Source organism: Streptomyces sp. NPDC046900 (assembly GCF_040644975.1).
Classification (GTDB): Bacteria; Actinomycetota; Actinomycetes; order Streptomycetales; family Streptomycetaceae; genus Streptomyces.
In genome coordinates this window covers 46,864-57,812 of sequence record NZ_JBEYXD010000056.1, presented here as the reverse complement: position 1 = coordinate 57,812, position 10,949 = coordinate 46,864, and the positions used below count along the sequence as shown (strand labels likewise).

Annotated in this window: 11 protein-coding genes; 6 read left to right on the top strand and 5 right to left on the bottom strand. The window is 70.7% G+C overall.

What is annotated here, in order from left to right; all coding sequences use genetic code 11:
- Positions 1-91: 91 nt before the first annotated feature.
- From ABZ904_RS35735 to ABZ904_RS35720, 4 genes are read right to left on the bottom strand one after another with little or no spacing between them, the layout of a single operon-like run.
- On the bottom strand, positions 92-907 hold the full coding sequence (locus ABZ904_RS35735) for an ABC transporter permease (protein ID WP_360999600.1): 816 nt from the start codon (positions 905-907) through the stop codon (positions 92-94).
- Positions 908-922: 15 nt separating this feature from the next.
- On the bottom strand, positions 923-1,813 hold the full coding sequence (locus tag ABZ904_RS35730) for an ABC transporter permease (RefSeq protein ID WP_361828151.1): 891 nt from the start codon (positions 1,811-1,813) through the stop codon (positions 923-925).
- Positions 1,814-1,823: 10 nt separating this feature from the next.
- The gene (locus ABZ904_RS35725; RefSeq protein ID WP_360999595.1) at positions 1,824-3,029 is read right to left on the bottom strand and encodes an ABC transporter substrate-binding protein; all 1,206 of its coding nucleotides are present in this window, start codon (positions 3,027-3,029) and stop codon (positions 1,824-1,826) included.
- A gap of 27 nt (positions 3,030-3,056) precedes the next feature.
- Positions 3,057-4,094, bottom strand: a complete 1,038-nt coding sequence (locus ABZ904_RS35720; RefSeq protein WP_360999592.1) for an ABC transporter ATP-binding protein — start codon at positions 4,092-4,094, stop codon at positions 3,057-3,059.
- A gap of 104 nt (positions 4,095-4,198) precedes the next feature.
- On the opposite strand from ABZ904_RS35720, the gene ABZ904_RS35715 reads away from it, so the two are divergent.
- Both ABZ904_RS35715 and ABZ904_RS35710 read left to right on the top strand, forming a co-directional pair.
- Positions 4,199-4,945 carry a GntR family transcriptional regulator gene (locus tag ABZ904_RS35715; RefSeq protein WP_360999589.1) on the top strand — a complete coding sequence of 249 codons (747 nt, stop codon included), beginning with the start codon at positions 4,199-4,201 and terminating at the stop codon, positions 4,943-4,945.
- Between the two features lie 38 nt (positions 4,946-4,983).
- Complete coding sequence (locus tag ABZ904_RS35710) at positions 4,984-5,739, top strand: cache domain-containing protein (protein ID WP_360999586.1); 756 nt, start codon at positions 4,984-4,986, stop codon at positions 5,737-5,739.
- Positions 5,740-5,875: 136 nt separating this feature from the next.
- Here ABZ904_RS35710 and ABZ904_RS35705 read toward each other — a convergent pair whose 3' ends face one another.
- Positions 5,876-6,547, bottom strand: coding sequence for a hypothetical protein (locus ABZ904_RS35705; protein WP_360999583.1), 672 nt, complete (start codon positions 6,545-6,547; stop codon positions 5,876-5,878).
- Between the two features lie 220 nt (positions 6,548-6,767).
- Here ABZ904_RS35705 and ABZ904_RS35700 point away from each other — a divergent pair, with 220 nt between their 5' ends.
- Genes ABZ904_RS35700 through ABZ904_RS35685 form a run of 4 tightly spaced genes read left to right on the top strand, consistent with a single transcriptional unit; the run spans position 6,768 to position 10,635 of the window.
- Positions 6,768-7,424: a helix-turn-helix transcriptional regulator gene (locus tag ABZ904_RS35700; RefSeq protein ID WP_360999580.1), complete on the top strand. Its 657-nt coding sequence runs from the start codon at positions 6,768-6,770 to the stop codon at positions 7,422-7,424.
- A gap of 32 nt (positions 7,425-7,456) precedes the next feature.
- Positions 7,457-7,987, top strand: a complete 531-nt coding sequence (locus tag ABZ904_RS35695) for a toxin-antitoxin system, toxin component (protein WP_360999609.1) — start codon at positions 7,457-7,459, stop codon at positions 7,985-7,987.
- A gap of 19 nt (positions 7,988-8,006) precedes the next feature.
- A complete protein-coding gene (locus ABZ904_RS35690; RefSeq protein ID WP_360999577.1) occupies positions 8,007-9,215 on the top strand; it encodes an MAB_1171c family putative transporter in 1,209 nt (402 codons plus the stop codon).
- Positions 9,199-10,635: an FAD-dependent oxidoreductase gene (locus ABZ904_RS35685; protein WP_360999575.1), complete on the top strand. Its 1,437-nt coding sequence runs from the start codon at positions 9,199-9,201 to the stop codon at positions 10,633-10,635. The genes ABZ904_RS35690 and ABZ904_RS35685 overlap by 17 nt, the downstream gene beginning before the upstream one ends.
- Positions 10,636-10,949 lie beyond the last annotated feature (314 nt).

The following is a 10,949-nucleotide window of genomic DNA, read 5'->3' as shown; positions in this document are numbered from 1 at the left end:
CGGAACAGCCGCCCGCGTAGGAAACGCCGCAGCCCGCGACGGTATACCTACAAGGGAACTGATCGGGTGGCATCCCAACACGGGATGACTCTTAGATCCGGCTCTCCGTCGCCGTGTCCGCCGACAGCCGCTGGGCGACGTAGATCGGGATCACCGACAGCAGGACGAGTACCGCCGCCACCACGTTGACCACCGGTGCCTGCTGCGGCCGGGTCATGTTGTTGAAGATCCAGATCGGCAGGGTCTCGATGCCGGGTCCGGCCGTGAACGTGGTGACCACGATCTCGTCGAAGGACAGCGCGAAGGCGAGCAGCGCACCCGCGAACAGCGCCGAACGCACCAGCGGGAACGTGACGTCGACGAACGCCCGGAACGAGTCGGCGCCCAGGTCCATCGCCGCCTCCTCATAGGTGCCCGAGGTGCGGCGCAGCCGTGCCACCACGTTGTTGAACACCACGACGATGCAGAAGGTGGCGTGCCCGATCACCACGGTGAACAGGCCGAGACCGACCCCGAGCGGCTCGAGGACCGTGCTGAACGCCGAGTTGAGCGCGATACCGGTGACGATGCCGGGCAGCGCGATCGGCAGCACGACCACGAACGAGATGACGTCGCGGCCGAAGAAGCGGTGCCGGGCCACAGCGAACGCGATCAGCGTGCCGAGCACCAGCGCGATCACCGTGGCACCGAGGCCCGCCTTCACCGAGACCCACAGCGCGCTGCGGGCACCGGCGTTCTCCCAGGCCACCGACCACCAGTGGAAGGTCCACCCGGGCGGCGGCCAGCTCGCACTGCGGTCGGGGTTGAAGGAGTTGACGAGGACAAGGGCCAGCGGGACGTAGATCACCGCGAAGCCGAGCCCGGCGGCGATGCGCAGCGCGATGCGCGCGGAGCGGGACAGTTGCATGACGAGGGACCTCTTCTAGAGGCTGCTGAGCGCGCCCGTGCGGCGCATCGCCAGCAGGTACAGCACGATGACCACCACCGGAACCGTGCCCAGCGCGGCGGCCATGGGCAGGTTGAGCTCGATGTTGGAGTAGACGAGGTTGCCGATCAGCTGGGTCTTGCCGCCGACGATCTGCACGGTGATGTAGTCGCCGAGGCTGAGCGAGAAGGTGAAGACCGAGCCGGCGGCGACGGACGGCAGCACCATCGGCAGCACGACCGAGCGGAAGGTGCGGCCGGGCCGCGCCCCCAGGTCGGCGGAGGCGTCCATCAGGTTGACCGGAAGCTGCTCGAGTGCGGTGTGGATCGGCAGGATCATGTACGGCAGCCACAGATAGGTGAGCGTGACGACCGCAGCCGGGAGGCCGAACCCGGGCCCGCTGAGGCCGAACGGGCGCAGCATCCAGTCGGCGAGCCCGTCCTCGGACAGGATCAGCCGCCAGGCGTACACCTTGACCAGGTAGCTCGCCCACAGCGGGGTGAGGATCGCGACCACCAGCAGGGGGCGCCACCTGGGCTTCGCCACCCGCGCGGTGTAGAAGGCCAGCGGGAAGGCGATCACCGCGCACAGGACGGTGACCGCGAGGGCCACGCCGATGCTGCGCAGGATCACCTGGCGGAAGACCGGTGTGGTCACCAGCTCCTGGAAGTTGTCCGTCGACCAGACCTTCACCACCTCGGAGGTGAAGGAGTCCGTCGTCCAGAACGCGGAGACGAACAGGACGCACAGCGAGCCGAGATAGAGCACGGCCAGCCACAGCAGGGGGGCGGCCAGCAGCAGGGACAGCCGCAGCCGCGGGCGGCGGTGCAGCAGCCCGGCGAGCCGCCGGACGGGGGTCCGTCCGGCGGCAGGCAGGGTGGCGGTCATCGTCGTGTCCTCAGCCCTTGATCTCGGTCCAGGCCTGGACCCACTTCGCGTACGGCACGCACTTGACGTCCGTACGGCCGTCGAGGCACTGCTCGATCGGCGTGTTCCAGAAGGCGACGTTCTTCCAGTAGGCCGTGTCGGCGGCGTGGAAGGTGGTGCAGAAGCTCTTGTCGCTGGTCTCGTCGCACGCCTTGGCGTTGGACGGGGCCTCACCGAAGTACTCGGCGACCTGGGCGTTCACCTTCGGCGAGATGATCCAGTCCAGCCACTTGTAGGCGCAGTTGGGGTGCTTGGCCTTGGCGGAGACCATCCAGGTGTCGGACCAGCCGGTCGCACCCTCCTTGGGCACGAAGGCCTTGACCTTGGCGCCCTCGCCCTGCGCGAGGTTGGCGATGACCTGCCAGGTGGTGCCGACCACGGAGTCACCGCTCTTGAAGGCGGAGATCTCCTTGAGGTAGTCGCCCCAGTACTCGCCGACGTTCGCGTTCTGCTTCTTCAGCAGGTCGACCGCCGCGTCGAACTGCTTCTGGTCGAGCGCGTACGGGTCCTTGATCTTCAGTTCGGGCTTGGCGGCCTTCAGGTACAGCGCCGCGTCGGCGATGTAGATCGGGGAGTCGTACGCGGTGACATGGCCCTTGTACTTCGCCGCGTCGTCGAAGACGGCGGACCACGAGGTCGGCGCGGGCTTGACCTTGTCGGTGTTGTACATGAGCAGGTTGGCGCCGCGGCCGTGCGGGATGCCGTACGCCTTGCCCTTGACGGAGTTCCAGGCCTGCAGCTTCAGGTCGCCGAAGACGTCCTTGTAGTTCGGCACGAGGTCGGTGTTGACCGGGGCGGCGTCACCGGAGGCGATCAGGCGCAGAGAGGCGTCACCGGAGGCGGAGACGGCGTCGTACTCGCCGGTCTTCATCAGCTTGACCATCTCGTCGGAGCTGGCGGCGACCTTCGAGTGGACCTGGCAGCCGGTCTGCTTCTCGAAGTCGCTGACCCAGTCGACCTTGGGGTCGTTGGAGCCGTCCTCGACATAGCCGGCCCAGGCGATCAGGTTGACCTGTCCCTCGGTCTTGCCGAGCTTGGACGGCGCCTTCATGTCCGGCGGGTTGAGACCGGTGGACGAGCCGCCCGAGCCGGACGATCCGCAGGCGGTGGCCGCGATCAGCAGCGACACGGCTGCGGCGACCTGGAAGGTACGGGTGAGACGCACGACGTTCTCCATACGTGAGGGTGGGCCTGGCGTGAGGGGTCAGCGGGCGTCGGGGACCTGGACGGTGTGCCGGCGGTGCCACGTGAGGCGCACCCGTCCGCCGCGGAAGGCGGCGACGTCCTCGGAGGAGGTCTCCAGGTTCTGCTGGAGCGCGGTGAGGCGGCCACCCGCGTCGAGGTCGACCAGGAACCGGGTGGTGTCTCCCAGGTAGACCACTTCGGCGACGGTGCCGATGGCGGTGGAGTGCTCCGGATCGTCCGCAGTGGCGGACTCCTTGAGGACGCGGATCTTCTCGGGCCTGATGCTGTAGGTGCCCAGCGTGCCGACGACCCGCTCGGCCGCTTCGCCGTCGAGCAGGTTCGAGGTGCCGACGAAGGAGGCGACGAACGCGGTCGCGGGGCGCTCGTAGATCTCCGCGGGGGTGCCGACCTGCTCGATGCGGCCCTGGTTGAAGACGGCGATGCGGTCGCTCATCGTCAGGGCCTCCTCCTGGTCGTGGGTGACGAACACGAAGGTGATCCCGACCTCCCGCTGGAGCGCCTTGAGTTCGACCTGCATCTGCTCGCGCAGCTTGAGGTCCAGGGCACCGAGCGGTTCGTCGAGCAGCAGCAGGCGGGGGCGGCCGACGAGGGCGCGGGCGAGCGCGACCCGCTGCCGCTGGCCGCCGGAGAGCTGTCCCGGCCGCCGTTTGCCGAACCCTTCGAGGCGCACCCCGGCGAGCGCCTCGCGGGCCCGCTCGCTCCGCTCGGCCTTGGGCACCTTGCGGACCTTGAGGCCGTAGGCGACGTTCTGCTCGACGGTCATGTGCGGGAAGAGCGCGTAGTCCTGGAAGACCGTGTGCACGTCCCGCTCGAAGGGCGCGAGGCCGGTGACCTCCTGTCCGGCCAGTTCGACGGTTCCGGAGGTGGGACTCTCGAAGCCGGCGATCATGCGCAGGACGGTGGTCTTGCCGGAACCCGACGGGCCGAGCATCGAGAAGAACTCCCCGTCGGCTATCTCCAGGTCGACCCCGGCCACTGCGGTGGTGTCACCGAACTCCTTCCGCAGCCCCTGCAGCCGGATCGCGTTTCCCTCCATGGGCGGGAACCTTTCTGGTGCACTCTTTCGTTGCTCGAAAAGATATGAAGTCATAGTTCAAAGCTCAAGACCCCCTTAAGGTAAAGCTTGAGTCAACGCACAAGGTGGTGGCCGTGAAGCACAACAGAGGCGGCGGGGCCCGGAGAGCCGTCTTCTCTCCGGTGGACACCCGGGCACGCGTGGAGACGGTCGTCCGGCGGCTCGGCGACGCCATCGAACTCGGGCTGCTCGCCGACGGGGAGCAACTGCCCGGCGAGAGCGAGCTGGCGGCCCAGCTCGGCGTGTCCACCGTGACCCTGCGGGAGGCGCTCATGGCGCTGCGGCAGCAGGGCCTGGTCACCACCCGCCGGGGGCGCGGCGGCGGCAGCTTCGTCTCGCTGCCCGCCGACCCGGCCGAAGAGCGCATCAGACAGCGCCTGGCCGACTGGAGCACGGAGGAGCTGCGGGACCTGGGCGACCACTGGGCGGCCGTGTCCGGGTTCGCCGCCCGACTCGCGGCCCAGCGCACCGAACCGGACGAACTCCAGCCGCTGCGACGCACGCTGGAGGAGTTCACCGCGGCCGAGGACGCGGCAGCACGCAGCCGGGTCTACGGCCGGTTCCATGTGGAGCTGGCCGCCGCCGCGCAGTCCGCCCGGCTCACCCGTGAGCAGGTGGCCCTGCAGACCGAGATCGGGGCGCTGCTGTGCCTCGTGCTCGGGGACGGCACCTATTGCGAAGAGGTGGCGGACCGTCATCGCTCCGTAATCTCCGCCGTGCAGGATGGGGCCCACGATTCGGCCAGGGAGCTGGCCGAGCGGTGCGTCCAGGAATCGACGGCCCGGCTGATCGCGCTGCGTCTCGCCCTGTGACGCGCCGGCTTCCGGTCGACGTGCGCGGAAGGGTGCCGATGAGCAGGAGCCCCGGTCTGGCCGCAGTGCCCGAGGCGGACGTGACGGCACGCGTCCGTTCCGCCCTGGAAGCGGTCTTCGACGCCGTCGCGGAGACCCGCGCCGACACCGCCGTGTTGCTCTCTCGAGTGGCCGGCCAGGGGCGGCGGCCGGCCACTGTGGACCTGGCGGGACTGCGTCCCGGACTCCACCGGCGGCTGGTGTGCGAGGAGTTGGTGTCCGGTGTGGGTTTTGTGGCGGCCCCGGGGCTGCTGAGCGATGTACCGGCGTGGCTGGAGTGGTGGCAGACCGCCGGGAACGGCGACGTACAGCCCCTGCTGCTCGACCTGGACCCCGCGCACTCCGCGTACTCGGACTACACCCACTGGGACTGGTTCGCGCTGCCCCGGGACACCGGGCGACGAGCGGTGGCCGGCCCCTACGTGGACTACCTCTGCTCCGACGAGTACAGCCTCACGCTGTCGGCGCCCGTGCTGATGGCGGGAAGGTTCGCGGGCGTGGCGGCGGCCGACGTGTATCTGCGGCACTTCGAGGCGGCCGTGCTGCCGCTGCTGCGCGCTCTGCCGCGGCCGGCCCATCTGGTCAACGCGCGCGGCCGGGTGGCGGCGTCGGCGGACCCGGCGCATCTGGCCGGTTCGCTCACCAAGGGGCCGGACTTCGCCGCCGTGCTGGAGCGCGGAGGGCAGGACGCGTGGCAGGGCCTGCGGCTGATCCCGTGCGACGGCGTTCCGCTCGTCCTCGTCGTGGGGCCCTGAACCGGAGACGGCCTGTCCGGGGCAAGGACGAGCCCCGGCGCCGTCGGCGACCTGAACGCCGACGGGGCCGGGGCTCCGGAACGCGGCGAGTGAGCCGGGAGGGCTCAGGCGCCGCGGAACGAACCGCGCGGGGTACTCAGTCCGGCGGCGAGGGCACCACGCTGAGGTGTCCCGTCGCGCCCCGTGCGCGGCGCACCGTGCGCCGGACGACGGCCGCCGGGCGGGGTGCCTCGCGCAGCACCAGGGTGAGCCGCGAGTAACCCATGCCCTGAAGTGTCTTGGGGGTCTCCCCCACCACCCGGCAGTCGGTGCCCCAGCGCGGGTCCGGGTGCAGCAGCGGACGCACCGCCCCGTCGTGCTCGACGGCGCCGGGCCCGACCGAGCGGATCCAGTGCGGCAGTCCGTGCCGGTAGGCGGCGTCCATGATCGGGTCCTGGGCGATCTCCCGGCGGATGGCCTGCAGTCCGTGGTCGTGGCCGTGCCGCTCCACCGCCGCGGCAAAGTGCGCGAGCATCGGCAGGCACCAACTCGACTCGTGCTCACCGAGGATCATCGCCGCATCGGGGTGGAACAGCACGAAGCGCAGGAAGTTGTCGCCGGGCATCGCCGTCGGATGCGGCGCCACCGAGCGGAAGAGCATCTCGAAGGCGGAGTTGGCGAGAACGACGTCCCAGCGGTGGTCGAAGACGACGGACGGGAAGGGCACGGCTTCCAGCAGCGTGGCGTAGTCCTGCAGATACGCCCGTGCTTCCGGACTCTCGGGGACGGGCCGCGGATGCGACCGCTGCCCTCCTGCCTGAAACGCCATCGGGAGGTCACCCCTCTTGCCCTTGCGGCCTTCACGCGGCGCCCTGATCCTGCTGCTCCGCTCGCACGGTGTCAACTATCGTGGCATTCCGTGGCCATTGACGGCCGAATCTCGCCACAATCGTGGCGAGACCTGGATGTGAGTTCGAGGAAACGGCTAATCTCCGGATGGTTCCGGATGACCATGTGAACTTTGTGAGAGAGACGTAGGAGACCTGTCCGTGACGGATGGCTTCGAGGTTCCGGGCGCCACGGCGACGGGTCTGCTGCCGGCCGTCGTGGCCCGTGTCGCCGCCCTCGCCGACCGGCTGGGCGTGCCGCACGAGGAGATCTTCGACATCCCGCGCCTGTCGGTCGAGTCGGGCGTGCCGGAGCCGGTGGTCAAGGCCCTGATGAACGGGGTGCCCGCCGGGGAGCCGGATCTCCAGACGCGCTTCCTGCAGCGGCTCGACCTGCTGCGCCGTACCCGGCTCAAACCCAACGGACGCAGACACACCCAGCAGGAGATCGCCGACGGGGCGGGTATGTCGCGCCAGCAGGCGGGTGCCCTCATCAACGGCGACCGACGCCCTACCATGGAGCACTGCGACGCCATTCAGCGCTTCTTCAAGGTGCATGCCGGGTTCCTCACGGCCGAGGACCCCGAGGCGCTCGCGAACGCCCTCCAGCGCTCGGAGCAGGAGCTCCTCCAGCGGGTCGCCGACCGCGAGCGCGAGGTGGCGCACGCCGCCGAGGACCCGCTGCAGCGACTGTTGCAGGACCACGGCGTCCGGGGCATCGCCTGGCGGGCGGCCCAGCTGCCCACCGACCAGCACCGCGACAAGGTCGCGGAGTGGCTGGACATGCTCCTGGAGAGCGTCAAGCGACCCGAGTCCTGATCCGGGGGAGAACCGTGGGCATCGGAAAGGAAATGCGCCGCCTGTGCGGCGACCTGGTCGCGGAGCTGTCGCTCCCGGCACCGGCGGATCCCGCCGACCTCTACGCCGCGCTGTGCGACGGGATGAGCAGACGCCGCGGCCGTCCCGTCCAGTTCCGCACGGCCGCCTTCCCGCCCGGCACGGCGAGCGGGCTCTGGCTCGACATGGCCGACCAGGACCTCGTCGTCGTCGAGGAACGCACCGTCCCGGACCACCAGTTGGTGATCCTCGGCCACGAGCTGTGGCACATGAACGCCGGGCACCACGGCCACCATGTCGACGGCGCCGCGGTGGCGGCGCGCCTGCTCAGTGACACCGCCGATCTGGAGGCGGCCGTCCGCAAGGTCGCGGCCCGTACGCGCTTCGACCTCGCCGACGAGAAGGACGCCGAGAGCTTCGGGCTGCTGCTGGCCAGCAAGTGCCGTACCTGGCTGGCGGGTTCGTCGCTGCGCGGGCCGGTCAAACGGGACGATCTGGCAGGGCGCCTCGAGGCCTCGCTGGGTTATCGCGGGCCGCAGGGCTGAGGGGCGAAGGCGCCGGGCCATGGACGGATCCAGCTACTACATACCTGCCGTCGCGATGGGGGTGGCACTCACCGTCAAGGCGCCCGCGTTGAGCCGGTCCTGGCGCGATCCCCTGCTGCGATCGGTGTGCGCACTGATCGCGCTGGCCGGACTGGTGTTCTTCTTCGCCGCGCCGCCGACGATCGCGCGGGTCAACGACGTCACCGGAATCACGAACGTCTCCGCGCCGCTCGTCTACTGCCTGCTGAGCGCGTTCAGCGCGTCCTGTCTGGTACTCGTCGTCAACTGGCGCGGCGGCCCGCCCGAGGAGACCCGCCGGACCACGCGGCGGATCGTCGCCGGCTACGGCGTGGTGGTCCTTGCGCTGATCACACTGTTCGCGCTCGGCCACGCGCCGGTGGAGCGGCTGGTCGACTTCGACACGTACTACGCCCGCACGCCGTTCATGCGCGAGATGATCGTGCTCTATCTGGCGGCGCTGACCGTGGCCGGTGTCGCGATGAACTTCATGTGCGGCCGGTGGGCACTCCAGGTGCGCGGCTGGCTGCGCGCCGGACTGCTGATCATCGTCACCGGCTATCTGTTCAACCTGGCGTATCTGACGACCAAGTTCGCCGCCGTCATCGCCCGCTGGAACGGTCATGACCTGGACTACCTGAGCAGTGACGCGGCGCCTGTGCTGGCCTCCGCCGGGGCACAGATCAGCGCGGTCGGCTTCTGCCTCCCGCTGGCGTGCCGGCGCGTCGGGGACAGCTGGAACGCGTGGTCGACGTACCGCCGGCTCGGTCCGCTGTGGCGCGAGCTGCGGCCGGTGTCCGCGCAGGGGGGCCGCGGGGTGCGGATCTCCTGGTGGTCACCTGTCGACCTGCAGGTGACGCAGCGGGAGTCCGACATCCACGACGGCATGCTCAGCCTCTACCCCTACTTCGACTCCGAGGTGCGTTCCAGGGCCTACGACGCCGCCTTGGCGGCGGGCTCCGACCCCGTCCAGGCGCGGGCCGAGGCCGACGCGGCGATGGTGGCGGTTGCGGTACGGGCGAGGACCGCGGATCCGGAGGGCAGAGTGATCAGCTCGGCAGGGTCCAACGATGCCCCGGCCGCGTCCCCCGAGGCTCCCCGGGACCTCGTACGGACATCGATCGCCCTGCGTCAGTCATCCGTCGTCGCGGCCGCCCGGGAGCCGGCCGGGACCAGGTCAGGAAGCGACTTCAATGAGCGAACCCGCTAGCACCTCCTCGGGTGCGGCACCCCTGAGAGCCGTCGTCGTCGGCGGCGGCATGGCCGGCATGCTGGCCGCGGCGGCGCTGAGCGCATACGCCGACGTCACCGTCGTCGAGCGTGACGTGCTGCCCGACGGCCCCGAGCCGCGGCGTGGGCTCCCACAGGCCCGGCATGTGCATGTGATCTGGTCCGGGGGCGCCCGTGCCATGGAGGAGTTGCTGCCAGGGGTGACCGAGGCGTGGCTGGCGGCGGGCGCCCGGCGGATCCCTCTGCCGACAGGGCTCGTCTCGATGCAGCCGCGAGGGTGGTTCCGGCGCTGGCCCGAGATGCAGTTCATGATCGCGTGCAGCCGGGATCTGCTCGACTGGGTGGTGCGCGAGCGGGTCGCCAAGAACGAGCGGGTGACGGTGCTCCAACGCACCGAACTGCTGTCCCTCGAAGGCGGCGCGTCGCGGGTGACGGGCGTGCGCGTACGGACGAACGGCGACGAGGAGCGGGTACTGACGGCCGACCTGGTCGTGGACGCCGCCGGGCGCGGTTCCCGTGCGTCGGTCCTGCTGGAGGCGCTGGGCGTGCCCGAGGCGCCGCTGGAGGAGGTGGACTCCGGGCTCGCCTACTCCAGCCGCATCTTCCGCGCACCGCCGGGCACCGAGGACTTCCCTCTGGTCAACGTGCAGTCCGACGCCACCGTGCCGGTGCCGGGGCGGACCACGACCATCGAGCCCATCGAGGGCGGACGGTGGCTGGTGACGCTCTCGGGCACGCGGGGCGGTGAACCGCCGTCGAGTGCCGCCGAGTTCGAGACGTTCGCGCGCGAGAGCGTCCGGCATCCTGTGGTGGGCGAGCTGATCGCGCACGCGGAGCCGCTCTCGGACCCGGTCGTCACCCGCAGCACGGTCAACCGCCGCCGGTTCTACGAGAAGGTCAAGGGCTGGCCCGAGGGGTTCGTGGCGCTCGGCGACTCCGTGGCCACGTACAACCCGGTGTACGGGCACGGACTGTCCGTGGCGGCGCTGGGCGCGCAGGCCCTGGGCGCGCTGGTCGCCGAGCACGGGCTGAGCGCGCCGGGGCTCGCGCGGCGGGCACAGCGAGCGGTGGCCCGACCGGTGGCGACGGCCTGGGAGTTCGCGACCAGCACGGACATCCACTACCCGGACGCGACCGGTAAGCCCCCGGGGCTCGCCAACCGCCTCCTCGGCGGCTACGTCAACCGGCTGATGCACGCGGCGACCGGACGCCCCTTGGTGGCCCGGGCGTTCTTCGACGTGGTCACCCTGTCGAAGCCGGTGAGCGAGCTGCTGCGACCGGCCGTGGTCCTCGCCGTCCTCCGGGGCCCGCGCCAGGCACTTCTGACGGAGCCTCCGCTGACGCCGGCGGAATGGGAGGCCGTCCTGGGGACGCCCGAGGGGTCGGGGACGCGGGGCTGACGCCGGGGCGTCCTGAGACACGGGGGACACCCGCGAGCGGCGCTCGGGAATCCGAGCGCCGCTGTCGCGCACGCCCGAACGCCGGCCGCCGGGCGGGCCCGCCGCGACCACGGGCCTACCGTGCCGCACCGGCCCTCAGGCGGCAGTCCCCGGCGCGCGGCCGCCCGACCGGTGCCGCTCCGCCGCGCGCCGAGGGGCACCGTGGGTCTCAGGAGACGCTGCGGCATGTCCGGTGCTTGTGTGCGCCGTTGTGGCTCTCAACCGGTGCGGGTCTCCTGTCCTGCGACGGCTTTCGAGGGGATTTCACCTCCGCT